16 protein-coding genes are annotated in these 19,005 nt (G+C 74.2%); 3 read left to right on the forward strand and 13 right to left on the reverse strand.

Annotated features, from left to right (window positions below):
- Positions 1-276 precede the first annotated feature (276 nt).
- The gene (locus ABZW14_RS30215; RefSeq protein ID WP_355353194.1) at positions 277-1,026 is read right to left on the reverse strand and encodes an AraC family transcriptional regulator; all 750 of its coding nucleotides are present in this window, start codon (positions 1,024-1,026) and stop codon (positions 277-279) included.
- Positions 1,027-1,465: 439 nt separating this feature from the next.
- Between ABZW14_RS30215 and ABZW14_RS30220 the strand changes: the two genes are divergently transcribed.
- From ABZW14_RS30220 to ABZW14_RS30230, 3 genes are all read left to right on the forward strand, one after another.
- Positions 1,466-2,101 (forward strand): MerR family transcriptional regulator, encoded by a 636-nt coding sequence (locus ABZW14_RS30220; protein WP_355353197.1) that lies wholly within the window; start codon positions 1,466-1,468, stop codon positions 2,099-2,101.
- A 375-nt stretch (positions 2,102-2,476) separates the two neighbouring features.
- A complete protein-coding gene (locus ABZW14_RS30225; protein WP_355353200.1) occupies positions 2,477-4,396 on the forward strand; it encodes a CRTAC1 family protein in 1,920 nt (639 codons plus the stop codon).
- Between the two features lie 2 nt (positions 4,397-4,398).
- The gene (locus tag ABZW14_RS30230) at positions 4,399-5,448 is read left to right on the forward strand and encodes an enediyne biosynthesis protein (RefSeq protein ID WP_355353203.1); all 1,050 of its coding nucleotides are present in this window, start codon (positions 4,399-4,401) and stop codon (positions 5,446-5,448) included.
- Positions 5,449-5,521: 73 nt separating this feature from the next.
- Here ABZW14_RS30230 and ABZW14_RS30235 read toward each other — a convergent pair whose 3' ends face one another.
- From ABZW14_RS30235 to ABZW14_RS30290, 12 genes are all read right to left on the reverse strand, one after another.
- Positions 5,522-6,574, reverse strand: a complete 1,053-nt coding sequence (locus ABZW14_RS30235) for a ketoacyl-ACP synthase III family protein (protein WP_355353206.1) — start codon at positions 6,572-6,574, stop codon at positions 5,522-5,524.
- Positions 6,574-7,242: a hypothetical protein gene (locus tag ABZW14_RS30240; RefSeq protein ID WP_355353209.1), complete on the reverse strand. Its 669-nt coding sequence runs from the start codon at positions 7,240-7,242 to the stop codon at positions 6,574-6,576. The genes ABZW14_RS30235 and ABZW14_RS30240 overlap by 1 nt, the downstream gene beginning before the upstream one ends.
- Positions 7,239-8,390 carry a nucleotidyltransferase domain-containing protein gene (locus tag ABZW14_RS30245; protein WP_355353212.1) on the reverse strand — a complete coding sequence of 384 codons (1,152 nt, stop codon included), beginning with the start codon at positions 8,388-8,390 and terminating at the stop codon, positions 7,239-7,241. The genes ABZW14_RS30240 and ABZW14_RS30245 overlap by 4 nt, the downstream gene beginning before the upstream one ends.
- The gene (locus tag ABZW14_RS30250) at positions 8,387-9,628 is read right to left on the reverse strand and encodes a cytochrome P450 (protein WP_355353215.1); all 1,242 of its coding nucleotides are present in this window, start codon (positions 9,626-9,628) and stop codon (positions 8,387-8,389) included. The genes ABZW14_RS30245 and ABZW14_RS30250 overlap by 4 nt, the downstream gene beginning before the upstream one ends.
- Positions 9,622-12,321 (reverse strand): PEP/pyruvate-binding domain-containing protein, encoded by a 2,700-nt coding sequence (locus ABZW14_RS30255; protein ID WP_355353342.1) that lies wholly within the window; start codon positions 12,319-12,321, stop codon positions 9,622-9,624. Before ABZW14_RS30255 ends, ABZW14_RS30250 begins: the two co-directional genes overlap by 7 nt.
- Before the next feature lie 5 nt (positions 12,322-12,326).
- Complete coding sequence (locus ABZW14_RS30260; RefSeq protein WP_355353218.1) at positions 12,327-12,971, reverse strand: isoprenylcysteine carboxylmethyltransferase family protein; 645 nt, start codon at positions 12,969-12,971, stop codon at positions 12,327-12,329.
- Entirely contained in the window at positions 12,968-13,858 is an 891-nt protein-coding gene (locus ABZW14_RS30265) for an AfsA-related hotdog domain-containing protein (RefSeq protein WP_355353221.1), read from the reverse strand. The genes ABZW14_RS30260 and ABZW14_RS30265 overlap by 4 nt, the downstream gene beginning before the upstream one ends.
- A complete protein-coding gene (locus ABZW14_RS30270; RefSeq protein WP_355353224.1) occupies positions 13,855-14,508 on the reverse strand; it encodes a nitroreductase family protein in 654 nt (217 codons plus the stop codon). The genes ABZW14_RS30265 and ABZW14_RS30270 overlap by 4 nt, the downstream gene beginning before the upstream one ends.
- A gap of 253 nt (positions 14,509-14,761) precedes the next feature.
- Positions 14,762-15,856, reverse strand: coding sequence for a glycerate kinase (locus tag ABZW14_RS30275; protein WP_355353227.1), 1,095 nt, complete (start codon positions 15,854-15,856; stop codon positions 14,762-14,764).
- Positions 15,856-16,695, reverse strand: a complete 840-nt coding sequence (locus ABZW14_RS30280) for a sugar phosphate isomerase/epimerase family protein (protein ID WP_355353230.1) — start codon at positions 16,693-16,695, stop codon at positions 15,856-15,858. Before ABZW14_RS30280 ends, ABZW14_RS30275 begins: the two co-directional genes overlap by 1 nt.
- Positions 16,692-17,855, reverse strand: coding sequence for a dihydrodipicolinate synthase family protein (locus tag ABZW14_RS30285; protein ID WP_355353233.1), 1,164 nt, complete (start codon positions 17,853-17,855; stop codon positions 16,692-16,694). Before ABZW14_RS30285 ends, ABZW14_RS30280 begins: the two co-directional genes overlap by 4 nt.
- Positions 17,852-19,003 carry a Gfo/Idh/MocA family oxidoreductase gene (locus tag ABZW14_RS30290; protein ID WP_355353236.1) on the reverse strand — a complete coding sequence of 384 codons (1,152 nt, stop codon included), beginning with the start codon at positions 19,001-19,003 and terminating at the stop codon, positions 17,852-17,854. Before ABZW14_RS30290 ends, ABZW14_RS30285 begins: the two co-directional genes overlap by 4 nt.
- Positions 19,004-19,005: the final 2 nt, after the last annotated feature.

The raw sequence follows: 19,005 nt of genomic DNA on the forward strand, positions 1-19,005 counted from the left end.
CCCGGTTTTTGTTTCGGTGCTGTGTCCGTTCTCTTCCGGTGGGGGGGGGGGGGGCGCGGCCCGGGCGGGGGCCGGGGCGCCACCCCCCGGCCGGTGTGGTGCGGGGTCCAGGGCAGCGGGGCGGTCCCGGGGGCCGGTCTGGCGTGGATCCGGGGGCAGCGGGGCGGTCCCGGCGAGCGGTGTGGCGCGGGGGCGCCAGGGGGAGTGGCGGGTGTGGCGGCACCTGGCCCGGCCGGGCGTCGGCCCGCCGGGTGGTGCCGCCCGCCACCGGGCCGGTCAGGACTGGCTGACCAGCCGCTCCAGCGCCGCCTTTCGGCTGTCCAGTAGTGCGAGCAGGACCGGGGGGTCCAGCTTGCAGGCGGCCTTCAGGTGGACGTGCGCGGAGACGCTGCTGCGGCCGCGTACGGTGATCGGGCCGACCGTGGCCACGGTGACGTTCTCCTGCTGCAGGCCGAGCGGCTCGCCGCCCACCGAGTGGCACAGCACGTACCACGTTCCGTCGGGCACGGAGTCGAAGACGTACTCGCCGGGCTCCCGCAGGATCGTGCAGCGCAGCGGGGCCCCTTCCGGGATGCGGTGCGGGAACAGGCCCATGAAGATCAGGCCGTCGGGGCCGCCCTCGGGTGGTCCGTACACGGTGCCGCCGATCCGGTTCTGGGAGGCGCCGCGGTTCTGGGTAGGGATCCGCGGGGCGTAGCCGCCCATCCGGCGGTAGTTCGTGGGGGAGAGCCCGACGCTGCGGGTGAACCGGGTGCTGAAGGTGCCGACGCTGTTGTAGCCGACCCGGAGGCTGATGTCCGCGACGTTGAGCCGGGTGGTGATCAGCAGGCGCTTGGCCTCCTGGAGTCGGATCGCCGAGAGGAATCGTCCGGGCGAGATGCCGGTGACGCGCTGAAAGACCCTGGTGAAGTGGAATTTACTGAACATGGCGGCCCTTGCCATGTCATCCACCGTTAATTGCTCGGAAAGGTTTTCGAACATCGTGTCAATTACTCGCTCCACTGCTCTCTCGGTGCTGCTGTGCATTTGCGCGCTCCCCGCATGAGATGCCTGCGTGAGTTGCGATGGCCAGCTTTTGAGGCCACCGGTGGGGATTGACCGGAGGGATCACCCCGCTACGGCGATCGATGCTAGCCAATGAAGAAAAGGCTCGCAACACGTGCCGCAATCGGAGCTTAGCGCCGCGTGACGGGGGCTCGCTTATCGAGCCTTGCGGAGTAGTGGAAAGTGCTGCTGTCTATATTTATCGGATGTGGGGGTGCGCCGGGCGCGCACGAATGTCGGTGTGGCCTCCCCGTTTGCCGGTGAGTGACCGCCGTCACTTTGATGATCACAGAGTAGCGCTGCGACCGCAGAATGTGACAGAGGTCACATCCCCGGGCCGCACGGGTGAGGGGCCGTCATACTTTCGATTGCTGGTTGATCTACGAGCGGTAGACCGAACCGCCAGCGCCCTGGGGGGGCCGTGCGTATCTCCGAGCTCAGTCGGCGCACTGGAGTGTCGATTCCCACCATCAAGTTCTACCTGCGGGAGGAGCTGCTGCCGCCCGGGTCTCCCAAGGCCCGCAACCAGGCCGAGTACGGCGAACGGCATCTCCGGCGCATCTGGCTGATCCGGACCTTCACCACGGTCGGCGGCCTCGACCTGTCGTCCGTGCGCAAGCTCATCCAGGTCATCGAGGACGAGAGCCTGCCCCTGGCGGCCCTCTATCGGATACTCGACCGCACCATGGCCCGGCCACCGCTCGAACCGCCCTGCCCGGACAGTGTGACGCAGGCGCAGGACCAGGTCGGCCGCCTCATGGAGCAGCTGGGTTGGCGCCCCCTCGACGACTCTGGCGGTGCCACCACCCTGGTGCAGGTCCTCGCGGCGTTGCGCACCCTGGGCTGCGAGTCCGACCTGGCCTTCCTGCTGCCGTACGCGCAGGCCGCCGAGGCGCTGGCCCAGGCCGAGCTCGACCTGCTGGCCGGCGACGACGGGGAGCCGGACCGCGGTGCGGCGGTCGTGCGGGGCGTGCTGCTCGACGTCGCCTCGGCGGCGCTGCGCCGGATGGCCCACGAGCAGCAGGTGCTGGTGCGGCTGCCCGACGCCGCCGGCTGAGCGGCGGCGCCCCGGGCGCGGTCGACCCTCATTTAGCAAGTTCCAAGAAGACTTCCCCGGGCCAGCTGCAGCAGGATGTGGATAACCGGCAAATAGTGCTGCGGCAGAGTATTGGCGTCGGCTGCGGCGACTGGAAAGAGCGGGCGTCGACGGTAATTGCCGACCGAGTCAAGCTCTGGACGTCAACTGCTCAACGCAGCTTCGTTTCCCGGTCGGACGACGGCACGTCTACCAATTGACGGTGAACAATATCCGTCCACAATGGTGGGCGTTTGCCGGGCGGCCGGGAGGCGGACGCGGGCGACACCACGTCTGGGAGGAAAATTGACACCGAAACGATCGGGCGCAATCCGTCGTGCGCTCCCCGCAATCTTCGTGCTCGCCCTGGTGGCCGGGCTGTTCGTCGTCGCACGGCTGCCCGCCGCATCGGCCCAGGAACGCTCGTCGCTTGCCGGCAGGTTCCGGTTCACCGAGCTGCCCATCGCCCTGCCGCCCGGCCTGCCCCAGCGCACCGTCCGGCAGGTGAACCCGGCCTACCAGCACATCCGGGCCTGGATCTCCTCGGTCGGCGCGGCCATCGCCGTCAACGACATCGACGGCGACCGGGCCCCCAACGACCTGTGCCTCGTCGACACCCGCAGCGACAGCACGGTAGTGACGCCCGCCCCGGTGCCGAACCAGCCGCCCCGGTACGCGCCGTTCGTCCTCGACCCCGCCCCGCTGCCCACCCACGCCGCGATGGCCCCGATGGGCTGCGCGCCGGGTGACTTCAACGGTGACGGGCTCACCGACCTGCTGGTCTACTACTGGGGACGGACGCCGGTGGTCTTCCTCCACCGGCCGGGTACCGCGGCCACCCTGTCCGCGCAGGCCTTCCAGCCGACCGAGCTGGTGCCCACCACACCCGGCCCGAACGGCGCCTACCAGGGCAAGTTCTGGAATACCAACGCGGTGTCCATCGCCGACTTCGACGGTGACGGCCACCCGGACATCGGGGTGTTCAACTACTTCCCGGACAGCCAGGTGCTCGACCCCGCCGGTCAGCCCAACGTCACCATGAACCACTCGCTGTCTCGCGCGACCAACGGTGGCGGGGCGCACCTGCTGCGCTGGACCGCCGCGACCAGCGGTGCCCGGCCCTCGGTCAGCTACGTCGAGCAGGACGCCGCCGTGCCCCCGGCCGCGGCGACCGGGTGGACGCTTGGTGCGGGCTCGGCCGACCTCGATGGCGACCTGCTCCCCGAGCTGTACGTCGCCAACGACTTCGGCCACGACCACCTGTTCCGCAACGACTCCACCCCGGGCCGGATCCGGTTCAGCCTGACCGAGGGGCGGCGGGGCGCGTTCACCCCGAAGTCCATGGTGGTCGGTCGTGACTCCTTCAAGGGCATGTCCATCGACTTCGCCGACCTGGAGGGCAAGGGCCGGTTCGACATGTTCGTCAGCAACATCACCACCTCCTGGGGCCTGGAGGAGAGCAACTTCGTCTGGCGCAACAACGCCACCAGCACCGAGGACGCCCGGCGCCGGCTCGAGCGGGGCGAGGCGATCTTCGACAACAAGGCGGCCGACCTCAACATGGCCTGGGTCGGCTGGGGCTGGGACAGCAAGATGGCGGACTTCGACAACAGCGGCCGGCTGTCGGTGGTGCAGACCGCCGGCTTCGTCAAGGGCAAGATCAACCGGTGGTCCTGGCTCCAGGAACTGGCCATGAGCAACGACCTCATGCTCGCCGAGCCGCACATGTGGCCGAAGGCCGAGCCCGGTGACGACATCGCCGGCTCCCAGCCGTTCGCCTTCTGGGTCCGCGAGGACAACGGGCGCTACGCCAACATCAGCGCCGAACTCGGCATGACCGACGGCACGCCCAGCCGCGGCGTCGCCGTGGCCGACACCGACGGCAACGGCGCGCAGGACTTCGCCGTGGCCCGCCAGTGGGGCGCTCCCGTCTTCTACCGCAACGAGAACGCCGGCCAGGGCAACTACCTCGGGCTCCGGCTGCACCGCCCCGCCGACGGCGGCGGCGACGGTCCCGGCACCCCCGCGTACGGCGCGCAGGTCCGCATCCGCACCGCGGACGGTCGTACCCAGCTCGCCCAGCTCGACGGTGGCTCGGGGCACTCCGGCAAGCGGAGCTTCGACGTGTTCTTCGGTCTCGGCGCCGCCGGCGACCGGCCCGTCGAGGCCGAGATCAGCTGGCGCGCTGTCGACGGCACCGTGCACCACCAGACCACGCAGCTGACCGCCGGTTGGCACGACGTCGTGCTCACGGATGTCGCTCAGGAGGTGAGGTAGGCATGACCGACGTACGTAACGCACCGTCCACCAGGGACGATGCCAGCAGCACCGCACCGGTCAGTCCGGCGCCGGTCACCGGCCCGACCACCGGCGGGAAGGTCACCGGAATGGGCGCCCCGCCCGAGGGCGTACCCCCGCGCATCGACCGCCGCGACCCCCGCTACCTGGCGCTGCGCAACTTCGCGCTCTCCATGAGCGTCTTCAACATCTTCGGCTACACGGTGCTCGGCTTCGAGCAGCCCTGGACCTGGCCGCTGTTCGCGCTGGCGATCGGCTACACCGCCGAGATCGTCATCGAGCAGGTCACCGCCTGGGCGCAGCGGCGCCGTCCGGCGTACCGCGGCAACGGGGTGTGGGGCATCTACACCTTCCTGCTGCCCACCCACATCACCGCGCTGGCCGCGAACATGCTCCTCTACGCCAACGACCGGTTCTGGCCGATCGCCTTCGCCGTGGTCGTCGCGATCGGGCAGAAGACGGTCCTCCGCGCCCCGATCAAGGGCCGGATGCGTCACTTCATGAACCCGTCGAACTTCGGCATCACCATCACGCTGCTCACGTTCTCGTGGGTGAACATCGCCCCGCCCTACCAGTTCACCGAGAATGTGCCGGACTCGATCCGGATGATGGTGCCGCTGATCATCATCACCGCCGGCACGGTGCTCAACGCCATGCTGACCCGCAAGGTCCCGCTGATCGTCGGCTGGCTCGGCGGCTTCGTGATCCAGGCGCTGGTACGGCACTTCATCTGGGACGTGGCGCTGTGGGGCGCGCTGGTGCCGATGACCGGCGTGGCGTTCGTCCTGTTCACCAACTACATGATCACCGACCCGGGCACGACGCCGGCGAAGGGCCGCGACCAGTTCATGTTCGGTGCGGGCGTCGCCACGGTGTACGGCATCCTCCTGGCGTTCAACGTGGTCTACACCCTGTTCTTCGCCGTGACGATCGTCTGCCTGCTCCGCGGCCTGTACTGGTGGGGCCGGCACCTGCGCGGGCGGCGGGCGGAGTCCTCGCCCGCGACCGCTGCGCAGCCGGCGCCGGCCTGACACGGCGGCGCGCAGACGCGACAGCAGGGCGGCGGTCCCGGATCGGGGACCGCCGCCCTCGTCGTCGCCAGGCTCAGCCGTGCGGCCGGTCCGGCAGGTGGCGCAGGCGCAGCACGACGCACGTCGCCGCGAACGCGCCGCCGTTGTTGACCAGCAGGACGTGGTCGCCGGGCGCGAGGGCCCGCGTCTCGATCAGGTGCGTCAGCGCGGCGACGTGGTCGTTGACCCCGAGGTGGCCGACCCGCCGGCCGTAATCGAGCACGCCGCGGGCCGGGTCGACGCCGATGGGTTCGAGCACGCTGCGCACGTACGGCTCGCCGCCGGAGAAGAGGTGGACGGCCCGGGTGATCTGCTCCGGCAGCACGCCGGCCTCGGCCAGGGTGCGCCGGGCCAGGGCGGTCCGTTCCTCCTGCAGTGTGCGCTTGACCCGCGCGAAGGCGTCCGGGTCCGCCGCGGCGAACCGGGCGAAGCGTGCCCCCAGCGCCATCGTGCGGCCCACCGTGCAGGCGGGCGGGAACAGCGGGTGCTCGTCGCGGTAGAGCTGTTCCCCGTCCGGCATCGACACCGAGCCGACGGCCAGCACCTCGGCGAAGCCGTCCCGTCGGGACAGCACGAGTGCCGTGCCGGCGTCGCCGAGCACCGAGCCGCGGTTGGTGCCCGCTCCGGCGCTGTAGCGCCAGCGGTCCACCAGGGGTGTGCCGAAGTTGTCGGCGCCGGTCACCAGGGCCGCCCCGGCCGACCCGGCGAGGTACGTGGCGGCCAGTTCCACGGCGGCCAGCAGGCCGTTGCAGGCCTGCCGGACCTCCATGGCCAGGGCGGAGCCGCCGACGGTGTGCCGCTGCACGTAATGCGCCGCCGGCCACCCGTCGGGGCCCTGGTGCACCGTGCCGGCGTGCAGCACCAGCCGGAACTCCTCCGGCAGCACGCCCGCGCCTTCCAGGGCCTGCCGGGCCGCTCGGACGGCCAGGTCCGGCGCTGCGACGTCCCCGGCCACGGCCGCGCCGAGCCAGCCGTCGGCCGCCCAGCTCTCCCGGTCGTACAGGCCCTGTTCCACCGCCTCGCGGGTGGAGACGGTCGGCGGCACGCACGCCCCGATCCCGGCCAGAAACAGTCCGTCGGTGCGCACTATGCCTCCATCGTGGCGCGTCGGTCGGCGAGGGCGGCGGCGACCCGGTCGGCCAGCACGGGCGTCGGCGCGGTGGCGTCGAGGACGAGCCAGCCGTGCCGCTCCGCCCACCGGTCCAGCACCGTCAGCAGGGCCCCCTGGTGGGCCAGGAAGCTCGACCGCGAACAGCTCAGGTCCATCCCGCACTCGAAGGGCAGCGGCCGGCCGTCCTTGCGCGCCCAGGTCAGCTCCGGCTCCAACCGCAGGTGGACGACGAGGTCGACCGGCGGCAGCCCGGCGGCGACCGCCTCCACCCAGGCCGGGTCGGCGCCGTAGGCGATCTCGGCGGCGGCGTGCTTCATCCAGTAGCCGTCGAGCAGCACGACCTCGCCGGGCATTCCGCCGGCCCGGTCGGTGAGCGCCAGGGCGCTGGCCCAGAGCAGGAACAGCAGGCGCGGCCCGGTGGACATCCGGGCCGCGCACGAGCGGGCCTGGCGTTCGTCGGGCCGCAGGCAGGCCGCGGTCGGATAGTCGGCGGTGGCCAGCACGTCCCAGCGGTCCACGCGGCGTGCCGGGGTGCCGGCGGCGGTCAGCCGCCGGTGCAGCAGCCCGGTCAGTGTCGACTTGCCCGCGCCGTCGCCGCCGACGACGGCGACCAGGGCGGCGGCGTCACCGGGCCGCCCGTTCACCGGCCCGCCTTGGGGCCGGCCGGCACGGGGTCGGGTAGCCGGTCGGTGCGGGGCTGCCAGGCGAAGCTCGGCTCCGGGCGTGCCCCTGGCGGTGGCGTGGTGCCCGGCGGGGCCGGTTCCGGTGCGCCGTCGCCGAGCAGCCCGAGCGCGGCCAGCGCGCGCAGGTCGTCGCCGGCGTCGCCGGGCCGGGCGTCCCGCCACCGGCGCAGCACCGCGTCGTCCACCCGGTAGCTCTCGCCCGGCCCGATCAGGGCCAGGCCGTCGCGGAACCGCAGCGGCGTCGCGTAGGGGCTGCGCCAGGCCGGCGCGGCGGCCGGCGGCGCGGGGAGCGCGGTCAGCGGCGCGGGGAGCGCGGTCAGCGGAGCCGACCAGCCCTCCAGCGCGCACCAGGCGAGCAGCAGGTTGCCGGCCCGCAACCGCCGGTCGGTGAGGCCGCGCAGCCGGGGGAGGGGGTCCCCGGCGGCGACCGGCTCGTGCAGCAGCGCCCAGAGCGGGCCGGCCCAGGGCGCGGTCACCGGGGTGCGGGTCAGCCGGCGGAACAGGAACTTGTCCCCGAGGTAGATGTCGTCGGACGCGGCCAGCGCCGCCTCGGCCGCCGCCGTCAGGGCCAGCGACGAGGAGGCCAGGGCGGTGTACGGATCGCGGGCGTCGAGCGCGCCGAGGACGTCCTCGGCGTAGCCGGCGAACTGCGCCGCGTGGTGCGCCATGAAGATCTGCCGGACCACGTCCCGGCGCAGCCGGCCGAGCTCCCGCTCCCATCCGTCGGTGCAGCGCAGCCGCCACCCGGTCAGCACCCGGACCAGGCCGTGCCGGGTGCGCGGGTCCAGGTTGAGCTGGCCGCGGTCGGCTCCGGTCACGGCGTACGCCGAGCCGACGTCGATCAGCCGCGTCACCATCGCGGCGTCCAGCGTGAGCACGTGGACCTCCACGCCGTCGCGGGTCAGCACGGCGCTGCTGCCGGGCGGCCGGTCGGCGACCACGTAGAGGTCGACGTCGGAGGTGGCGTGGCCGAGACCCACCGCGAGGCTGCCACCGAGGAACGCCAGGTGGACCTGTTCGGGGCCGCCCAGGTCCTCGACGACGGCCCGCGCGGCGGCGCACTGCCGGTCGGAGAAGACGGCGTCGGGCACTGGCCGCAGCCCGCTCACCGGGCCGCTCCGTCCCAGGTCACGGGCAGCCGCCACGGCCCTCGGATGAACATGTCGGTCCGCCATTCCAGCTCGTCGGGCGGCACGGCCAGCCGGAGCCCGGGCAGCTGCGTGAGCAGGCTGGTCACGCCGACCTGCAGTTCCACCCGGGCCAGCGGCGCGCCGAGGCAGTGGTGGCGGCCGTGGCCGTAGCCGAGGTGCGGGTTCGGGCTGCGGGTCAGGTCGAGGTCGTCCGGGTCGGCGAAGACGTCCGGGTCGCGGCCGGCGGCGTCCACGAGCGGCACCACCACCTGGCCGGCGCGGACCAGCCCCGCGGACAGCGGCACGTCGTCGAGGGCCACGTGTGGCGCCCCGCCGGTGGCGTTCAGCGGCGTCAGCCGGACCATCTCCTCGATCGCGGCGTCGACCAGGCCGGGGTCGGCGCGCAGCCGTTCCCACCGGCTGCGGTCGGCGAGCAGCAGCCAGACGCAGCTGGCGAGTTGGTTGGCGGTGGTTTCGTAGCCGGCCATCAGTAGGCCGGCGCCCATGGCCACCGCCTCGTCGCGGCTCAGCGTGGCGTCGTCCGGCCCGGGCCGGGCCAGCTCGGCGAGCAGCCCGTCGGCGGGCGCGCCGGCGCGTACGGCCGCCCACCGCTGGTCGACCAGGTCGGCCAGGTGCCCGGCCATCCGCCGGTGCGCCTGCGCGACCTCCTCGGGCGGGTACCGGTGGGTGGACATCATCGCCGACATCCAGGGCCGGCAGCGGGCGCCGTCCTCGGCGGACACCCCGAGCAGCTCGCAGATGACGGTGAGCGGGAGCGGGACGGCGTACGCCTCGACCAGGTCGACCGGCTCGCCGGCGGCCCGCATGTCGGCGATCAGCTCCGCCGCGACCGCGCGGATGCGCGGCACGCTGTCCCGGGCCCGCCGGGCGGTGAAGGCGGCAGCGACGGCGCGCCGGCGGCGGGTGTGGTCGGGCGGGTCGCTGAGCGCCAGCGCCAGCGAGTCGCGCTCGCGGGCGAACATCGGCTTCGCGGTGTACGCGGCCCGGCTGAACCGGGGGTCCCCGAGCACGGTGCGCACGTCGGCGTGCCGGGTGACGAGCAGGGCGGCACTGCCGCTGGGCAGGGTCACCGGCGTGAGCCCGTCCCCGCCGACGAGGTCGGTGTACTCCGCCGGCGGCGCGATGGCGGGCCCCGGCGCGAAGGGGAAGCGGGCGGGGCAACCTGCCGCGGGCGGCGGACCGGAGGGGGTCAGCATGCGGGAGCCTCCTCCGCCTCGGCGAGCAGCCGGACCGTGCCGGCCACGCCGTCCACCTCGATCCAGCTGCCGTCGGTGATGACGCGGGTGGCGTCGGGGACGGCGACCACCGAGGGGATGCCGAGCAGCCGGCCGGTGATCGCGGTGTGCGACATGAGACTGCCCCGTTCCACCACCATGCCCTTCGCCGCGACCATCAGGTAGAGCCAGCCCGGGTCGGTCTCCCGCGCCACCAGGATGTGGTCGCCGGTCCGGTCGAACGCCGCCGTCGGGTCCAGCACGACCCGCGCGCGGGCGCGCGCCCGGCCGGCGCTGGAGGCCAGCCCGTGCAGGACCCGGCCGTCGCCGCCCGGCCCGGCCGGCTCGGTGGCGCCCGTGGCGGGAAGCACGCCGGCGGCGAGGTCGGCCGGGGAGAGCCGTAGGAACGCCGGCGGTGTGGGGCGGCCGGCCGAGTCGGCGAGGGCGGCCCGCCGGCGGGCCACCAGGCCGCGCAGGTCGGGCTCGTGCAGCGTGCCGGTGACGGCGCCGACCACCTCCTCGGTGCTCAGGTGCACCACGTCACCGGCGTCGTCGAGGCGCCCGGCCGCGGCGAGCGCGGCGCCGAGGCGCCACATGACGTCGCGGGTCACGCCGTAGAGCTGGCTGCGGCAGTACCGGGTGTCCTCGCGTACCCGGACCCCCCACCGGGCGGCGCCGACCACCCGCCGCAGCACCGCCCGGCGCAGCGGCCCGGGGCAGACCCGGCGTAGCACCTCGTCGGCGTCACCGGCAGCCGGGGCGGCCGCGGCGCGGTCCTGCTCGACCAGCGCGGCCAGCGTCGGCAGCAGCCGCCACGGGTCCTGCCGCGGCGAGCGTTCCTCCAGTTTCAGGTCGTGTACCGCGCGGTCGCCGTAGCGGTACAGGTGCCGCCGCATCGCCTCGGCGAGGTCGGCGCCGAAGCGGCCCTCGGCGATCTGCCGCCAGGTCTCCCGGTCGTCGCCGGCGCGCAGCAGCTCGGGCAGCCCGGGTGTGTCGCGCATCCGGTCGGCCAGGTCGACCGCCGAGCGGACCCCGGCCAGCGATCGGTTCTCCGGTCCGCCTGCGAGCAGCCCGGCGAGCACCGCGCGGTCGTGGTCCGGCGCCCACCGGCGCAGCAGCCACTCCACCGTGCCGACGCTGGCCAGCAGGAGGTAGCTGCCGACGAGGGTGACGCCCCACCGTTCGCCGAACTCCGCCCACAGCGCGCGATAGCGGGCGACCAGCTCGTCGGGATCGAGGCCGTCCAGGTCCGCGTTCTGCGCGTACCGCTCGTCCCACCAGCGCAGGAAGCGCCGCACCTGCCCCGGCAGCGGCAGGAACGCCCGCGCCAGCGCGGGGGCGGTGCGCAGCAGCAGCCGGCCGGGGTGCGCCGGCGGCGGGGGGTCGGGCAGCTCCGCGGTGGACAGTCCGAGCCCGCGCTGCCAGGCGGCCCCCAGCAGGGCGAAACCGGGCAGCATCCCGTGCAGGGCCAGCCAGGAGTCGAGCCGGTAGTAGACCCGGCCGTCCAGGGTGCCGATCATGCTGGCCAGCTCGGCCGTGCGCCGCCGGCGCTTCTCGGCCGGCACGCCCATTCGTCGGTAGAAGTCGCCGAACGCCAGGCGGTAGAACTCGCGCGCCTGGGCGAACGTCAGCGCGCAGGTCACGCCCGGGAAGCTCTCGGTGAGGTTGTGGTTGGTCCAGGTGACGGTCCGCGCCGGGGCCGGGTCGTGCGAGTTTCCGCCGGCCGCCGCGGCGAGCACGACCGGGCGGGCCTGCACGAGGTGGATCTCCCCGTCCTCGGTCAGCGTCCCCTCGATGTCCTGTGGCGCGCCGAACACCCGCTCGACCCGCTCGGCCAGCCGGCACACCCGGCGGACCTCGTCGTCGTCGAGGACCGGCCGCCCGGCCCACTGCGCGGGCACCGGCACGTCCCGGACCGCGCCGGCCCGCTCCGGGTCCCGGACCGTCATGCGGCGCTTGACGACCACCGCCGCCCGCACCGAGTCGGTCGCCGGGTCGCGGAAGAAGTGGTCGATGTCCGCCCGTTCCTGTACCACTCCCTCGCCGGTGCCGTGGGCGGCGGCGACCAGCTGCCGGTCGCCGCCGTCGCGGGGGTCGCGGGTGAACACCACGAACGACCGCCGCCCGTCCACCATCCGCTGCACGCCGACAGCGATCCGGGCCCCGTCCACGGCCAGGCCGCGGTGGGCCCGGTAGCGCACCGCCCGGTCGGTGCAGGCGGACGCCCAGCACTCGGCCACCCGGCCCAGCACCTGGTCGCGCGGCACGTACAGGTAGCTGTCGGTCATCCCGGCGGCCGGGTCGACGGCGCTGTCCTCGCCGGGCTCCGCGCCCAAGCCGCCGGCCACCGCGCAGGACCGGACCGCCACCAGGCCGTCCGGGCCGACCAGCCGGTCGAACTCCGCCAGCACGGCCCGGCCCAGCTCGTCGGGCACGCCGTGCTCCCGCACGGCCGCGCGCCGCCGGGCCGCCCACCCGTCGAGTTCCGCGGGCCACCGGTCGGCCGGCGGCACGGGCTCCGCGAGCACCGAGGACACCCGGTCGAACTCCTCGGCGGGCACGCAGAAGAACGGGGGTACGGGGAAGCCCGCCTCGCGCAGCACCTGCTGACGGGCGAACTTGTGGCCCACCACGGTCGGGTCGGCGAGCGCGGGTCCGGAGCGGACGAGCGGCATCGTGCTCACCACACCTTCGGGACGAGTCGGGCGGTGTGCAGGGCGTAGCTCGGGTAGCCGGGAAGGCCGGTCAGCATCCGCTCCTCCCGGCTGATGCGCCACACGATCGCGGCGACGAGCAGGGCGTACGCCGCCAGGCTCCACGGGTTGAGGAAGTACGCCACGAACCCCGCGTGGGCGGCGAGCATGCCGGTGTAGGCGGGGTGCCGCACGAGCCGGTAGGGGCCGTCGGTGACGACGTGCTGTCCCTCGTGCGCCAGCACGCGGTGGCTGTAGAAGCGCCCCAGCGACCGGATGGCCCACAGCCGGAACGCGACGCCGCCGGCGAACAGCAGCACCGGCAGCGCCAGCCACCAGCTCCAGGTCGTCCACGGGGTGCCGATCAGCACCCCGGTCACGGCGGTCGCGGTGCGCGCGGTGGCGTACGCCGGCAGCGTCGGGTCGGGCGGCGCGTCCCGGGGCGCGTCCCGGAAGGTGATGCGCGCCTCGGCCAGCACCCACCCGAGGTAGGCCAGCGTGACGGCCAGGCCGAGCGCGTGGGGCGCCCGGTCGGCGTCGAGGATCTGCCGCACCGCGGCGACCGCCAGGGCGGCCAGCAGGACGACGAACAGCACCTGGTGGGCGTGCTGCCGTCGGGGTCGGCCGGTCACGACGCCCCGCCGTCGGCCGCGCGCTGCCGGAAGCGCCGGTACGCCGCGGCGCTGACCGCCGTCACGTCGATGGTCACCCCGCCGAGCGTCCGGCCGGTGCTCTCGTGCAGCAGGTCGAGCACCACGCTGAACCGGCTGCCCCGGATCCGGGTCCGCCACCAGCGCAGGGCGAGCGCGTCGGTCCGGCACACGTACGGCAGGTCGGCGGTGAGGCCCAGCCAGATCATCTGGGTGTCGGCGGGCCGGCCGCCGACGTGGTGGAAGAGCATGGTGGTGACCTGGCGGGCGGCCTCGACGAGGCTGCGGGTGGTGTGCCCGCCGCCGTCCGATCCGGCCAGGTAGTGCTCCCGGGGCGCCCGCAGCACCGGCCAGGTGATCGCGTCGTCCTTCTCGTCGGGCACCCCGAGCAGCACGTTGTCGGCCCGCGCGCGGTGCAGCAGGTCGGGTCGGCAGGGTGTCGGGTCGTGCCGGCGCGCGGCCGGGCCGCCGGGCGGCGTGTCGGGCGTCCAGCGCAGCACTCCGCCGCAGGTGGTCGACTCCTCCTGGCGTACGTCGATGCGCAGGCCGTCCGGGCCGGCGCCGTCGCCGGTGGCCCGGACCGACACCGGGCGGCCCAGTTCGCACAGCGCCGGGAAGTCCAGCCGGGTGTGCAGGCGCCAGCCGTCTCCGGGTGCGGCCGGGTCGGTCTCCACGAGGTCGAGCGCGGCGCAGAGCAGGACCATCCCGGAGACGTGGTCGAGCGGGTGGTCGAAGAAGAACGGGTGTCCGTGCGGGACGCGCAGCGGGGCGGACCGGCCGCCGCCGGGCAGCGTGGCCGTCTCGCCCAGCAGCCGTGGCCGGCCGGCGGCGTCCAGCCGGGTGCGGGGTGCGGCGGTGCGGGAGCTCATGCCACCTCCCGCTGCTCGTCGCGCGGTCCGTGCCAGCCGTTGAGGTGCAGCACGCTGTGCAGGGGCCGGCGGGCCGCGGGCCGGAAGGTGCCCTCGGCGTATGCGGTCGGGAGGAGCACGCCCTGGCGGACGGTGGCGGGCAGCCCGAGCAGGTCGGCCACCTCCTGCTCGTGGCGCAGGTGGACGGTTGTCCAGGCGGTGCCGAGCCCGCGGGCCCGCGCGGCGAGCTGGTAGCTCCACGCCGCGGGCAGGACGGAGCCCCACACGCTGGCCTGGTTGCCGTCGGGCAGCCGGCCGCCGGACGGGGTGACGCAGGCGAGCACGAGGACCGGCACGCGGCCCAGGTTGTCGGCGAGGTGGTCGCCGCCGTCCCACATCCGCTGGTCGGCCGTCGTGCGCACCGGTCCGGCCTCGCGGCGGTAGTCCCGCCACGCCTTCCGGTAGACGTCGCCGACGGCGGCGCGAAGTCCGGCGTCGCTGATCACCACCCAGTGCCAGGGCTGCCGGTTGCCGCCGTTGGGTGCTTGGAGGGCGATCTCCAGGCACTCGGTCACCAGGTGCAGCGGGACCGGCCGGTCGAGCACCAGCCGCCGCCGGACGGTCCGGGTGGTGGTGAGTAAGTCGTCAGGTTTCAGGGCGTCCACGGTCATCCGCCGACCCGGGCGGTACGGCGGCATCGAGGCATCGGCATCGGCATCGGGAGCACCTTCCTGCAGGGCACGCTGCCGGGCGTCGGCGATCGGGCGCTACGTCAGGGCGCGGCCGGACCACTCCGGGAGCGGCGGGAGATCAAGGTGAACATGGGCATTCTCCCGAGTGGAATTTGCACGACGCATCTCTGAGAATGCGGTCGCTCACCTATTCCACGAAGGCGCCGGGTGTCCTATGGGGACAGGTGTGGGCTCAGGCGACGGGCAGCCGGTCGGCCAGCACGGCACCGGCCTCGGCCAGCCACCGTCCGGGGTCGTGCAGCGCCGCGTCGACCGATCCGGCGAGGTCCACCAGGGACACCGCCGCCGACACCGACCCGGGCACCGGTCCGGCGACCTGCCCGGCGGCCACGGCGACGCGGACCCCGGTGGAGGCGGCCGAGTCCAGCAGCGATCCGACCACCTTGCCGGTCAGCGAGGTCTCGTCGAATCGTCCCTCGCCGGTGAGCACCACGTCCGCGCCGGCGAGCGCGCCGGGCAGCCCGACCAGGTCGGCGATGGTCGTCGCGCCCGGCACGATCGTGGCGCCCCACAGGGCGGCGAGCCCGTACGCGGTGCCGCCCGCCGCTCCGGCGCCCGGCTCGTCGGGGTCGCCGCCGGCCAGCCCGGCGAGGCGGCGCAGGGCGGTGTCCAGCAGTGTCACGTCCGCCGGCTGCGCGCCCTTCTGCGGTCCGAAGACGGCGGCGGCGCCGGCCGGGCCGGTCAGCGGGGCGGTCACGTCGACCAGCAGCCGCACGCCGCCGGGCGGTGGGGGCAGCAGCCCGGTGGTGTCGAGGTGGGCCAGGTCGGTCAGGGCCGCGCCGCCGAGCGGCAGGTCGCGGCCGTGGTCGTCGTGCAGGCGCAGCCCGAGGGCGCGCAGCGCGCCGGTGCCGCCGTCGGTGGATGCGGAGCCGCCGAGGCCGACGACGAGGCGGGTGGCTCCGGCGTCGAGGGCGGCCCGCGCCACGGCGCCGAGCCCGTAGGTGTGCGCGCCGAGCGGGTCGGGGGCGGCCATCAGCGGCAGCCCGCTGGAGCGGGCCAGTTCCAGCACGCCGGTCCGGTCCGGCAGCAGCAGCCAGTCCGCGGCGACCGGCCGGCCGTCGGGCCCGGGCACGGTGATGGTGTGGTGTTCGGCGTCGGGCCGGGCGGCGGCGAAGGCGTCGAGGGTGCCTTCGCCGCCGTCGGCCAGGGGGAGCAGCCGTACGTCGTCGCCGGGCCGCCGGGCCAGCCAGCCGCGGGCCAGGGCCCGGGCCGCGTCGCCGGCGGTGATGGTGCCCTTGAACGAGTCGGGGGCGACGACGACCCGCATCAGTCGGCGAGCACGAGTTGGAGGTAGCGGTCCTTCATGGTGGCGAGGACCTCGTCGGGGTCGGTCGCCCACACCTCGGCGTTGAAGATCTCCACCTCGGTGTCGCCGGTGTAGCCGGCCTCCTCGACGGCCCGCCGGAACGGCGGGAAGTCGATGTGCCCGTCGCCCATCATGCCCCGGCCGAGCAGCACGTCGGCGGGCAGCGGGGTGAGGAAGTCGCAGACCTGGAAGCTGGCGATGCGGTCACCGGCCCGGGCGATCTGCCGCCAGACGTCGGGGTCCCACCAGATGTGGAAGGTGTCCACGACGACCCCCACCTGGGCGACCGGGAACGGTTCGGCCAGGTCGATGGCCTGCCCCAGCGTCGACAGCACGGCACGGTCGGCGCAGTACATCGGGTGCAGCGGCTCCAGGGCCAGCCGCACGCCCCGCTCGCCCGCGTACGGGGCCAGCTCGGCGAGGGCGTCGGCCACCCGCTGCCGAGCGCCGATCAGGTCCCGGGAGCCGGGCGGCAGCCCGCCGACGACCATGACTAGGCAGTCCGTGCCCAGGCCCGCGGCCTCGTCGATGGCGCGCCGGTTGTCCTCCAGCGCGGCCCGGCCGGCCTCGCCGCCGGCGGTGAGGAAGCCGCCCCGGCACAGCGACGACACCCGCAGTCCCGCGTCGGCGACGAGCTTCGCGGCGGCGGCCACCCCGATCTCGGCCACCGGCTCGCGCCACAGGCCGATCGCGGGGATGCCGGCGCGGACGCAGCCCTCGACGGCCTCCCGCACCGACCAGGACTCGGTGGTGCGCTGGTTCAGCGACAGCTTCGCCAGCCGGGGGTCGACGGCTGTCATGCGGTCACCCCGGCCACGGACAGGTAGCGGCGCATCCGCGCCACGGCCAGGTCCGGGTCCAGCAGCAGCCCGGCGCCGTCGGCGAGCCGGAACACCTCCACGAGGTGCGGCACGCTGCGCCCGCTGTGCAGGCCGCCCACCATGGTGAAGCCGGGCTGGAAGCCGTTGAGCCAGGACAGGAAGGCGATGCCGGTCTTGTAGTACTGGGTCGGCGGGGCGAAGACGTGCCGGGACAGCGGCACCGTCGGGTCCAGGATCTCCCGGAAGCCGGCCGTGTCACCGGCGTCGAGGCGTTGCAGCGCCGCCGACGCGGCCGGTGCGATCGCCGCGAACGCGCCGAGCAGCGCGTGGCTGGACCGCCGCCCGTCGCCGGCGATCAGCTCCGGGTAGTGGTAGTCGTCGCCCGTGTACACCTTCACGGTGGGCGGGAGCAGCTCGCGCAGCCGCACCTCCCGCTCGGCGTCGAGCAGCGACACCTTGACCCCGTCGATCCGGTCGGCGTGCGCGTGCACCAGCGACACGAACGTCTTGGTCGCCTCGTCGAGGTCCGTGGCGCCCCAGTAGCCCGCGAGCGCCGGGTCGAACATGTCGCCGAGCCAGTGCAGCACCACCGGCGTGGACGTCTCCCGCAGCACCTGCTCGTAGACGCTCAGGTAGTCGTCCGGTCCGGTGGCCAGCGCGGCGAGCTGCCGGCTGGCCATCACCACCGGGGTCGCGCCGCACTCCTGCACGAACGCCACCTGCTCGGCGTACGCGCTGACCACCTCGTCGAGGGTGTCGGGCAGGCCGGTGAGCTGGTCGGTGGCCGCGCCGGCGACGATGCGCCCGCCGCAGGCGGCGGCCTCGGCGGCGCTGCGCCGGATCAGCTCCCGGGTGGCCGCCCAGTCCAGCCCCATGCCGCGCTGGGCGGTGTCCATCGCCTCGGCGACGCCGAGCCCCCAGGACCAGAGGTTGCGCCGCACGTTCAGGGTGGCGTCCCAGTCCAGCCGCGCGGGCCGGCCGGGCGCGTTGTCGGCGTGCGGGTCGGCGACCACGTGCGCGGCCGCGTACGCGATCCGGCTGGCCGGCGGGGTGGCCGGCCGCCGCCAGCCGGCCGGCTCGCGCAGGGTCAGCTCCTCGGCCCCGCCGTCCGGGCGCGGCAGGGTGATGCGGGCGGTCACAGCCGGATCTCCTCGATCTCGACCCGCCGTCCCTCCTTGGCCGACAGCAGCCCGGCCTCGGCGAGCTGGACGCCGCGGGCGCCGGCCATGAAGTCCCACGGGAACGGCTCGTTGTCGACGACGTGCCGCAGGAACGCTTCCCACTGCACCTTGAACCCGTTGTCGAAGTCCTCGTTGTCGGGGACGGTCTGCCACTGGGCGCGGAAGGGCTCGGTGACCGGGAGGTCCGGGTTCCACACCGGCATGGGGGTGGCGCCGCGGTGCTGGATGCGGCACTCGCGCAGCCCGGCCACGGCGCTGCCGTGCGTGCCGTCGACCTGGAACTCGACCAGCTCGTCCCGGTAGACGCGGACCGCCCAGGAGGAGTTGATCTGCGCGGTGATGCCGCCCGCCAGCTCGAAGATGCCGTACGCGGCGTCGTCGGCGGTGGCCCGGTAGGTCTGGCCGGTCTCGTCCACCCGCTCGGGGATGTGCGTGGCGATGTGCGCGGTCACCGCCGTGACCGGGGCGAAGATCTGCTCCAGCACGTAGTGCCAGTGCGGGAACATGTCGACGGTGATGCCGCCGCCGTCCTCGGCACGGTAGTTCCAGCTCGGCCGCTGGGCGTCCTGCCAGTCACCCTCGAACACCCAGTAGCCGAACTCGCCGCGCACGGACAGGATCCGGCCGAAGAAGCCGCTGTCGACCAGCCGCTTGAGCTTGCGCAGGCCGGGCAGGAACAGCTTGTCCTGCACGACACCGTTCTTCACGCCCTTGGCCACGGCGAGCCGGGCCAGCTCCAGCGAACCGGTCAGTCCCTCGGCGAGCGGCTTCTCGGTGTAGATGTGCTTGCCGGCCTCGATGGCCGCCCGGATGGCCTTCTCCCGCTGCGCGGTGACCTGCGCGTCGAAGTAGATCTGGTGGGAGTCGTCGGCGAGCGCGGCGTCCAGGTCGGTCGTGTACGACGTCAGCCCGTGCCGGGCGGCGATCTCGGCGAGCTTGGCCTCGTTGCGGCCGACCAGGGTCAGCTCGGGCCAGATGCGACTGCCGTCGCGGGCGGGCAGGCCGCCCTGCTCGCGGATGGCGAGCAGGGACCGGACCAGGTGCTGCCGGTACCCCATCCGGCCGGTCACCCCGTTGAGGATGATCCCGATTGACGTGCGCTCCACGT

It is taken from the genome of Micromonospora sp. NPDC004551 (genome assembly GCF_040609975.1).
Lineage (GTDB): Bacteria > Actinomycetota > Actinomycetes > Mycobacteriales > Micromonosporaceae > Micromonospora.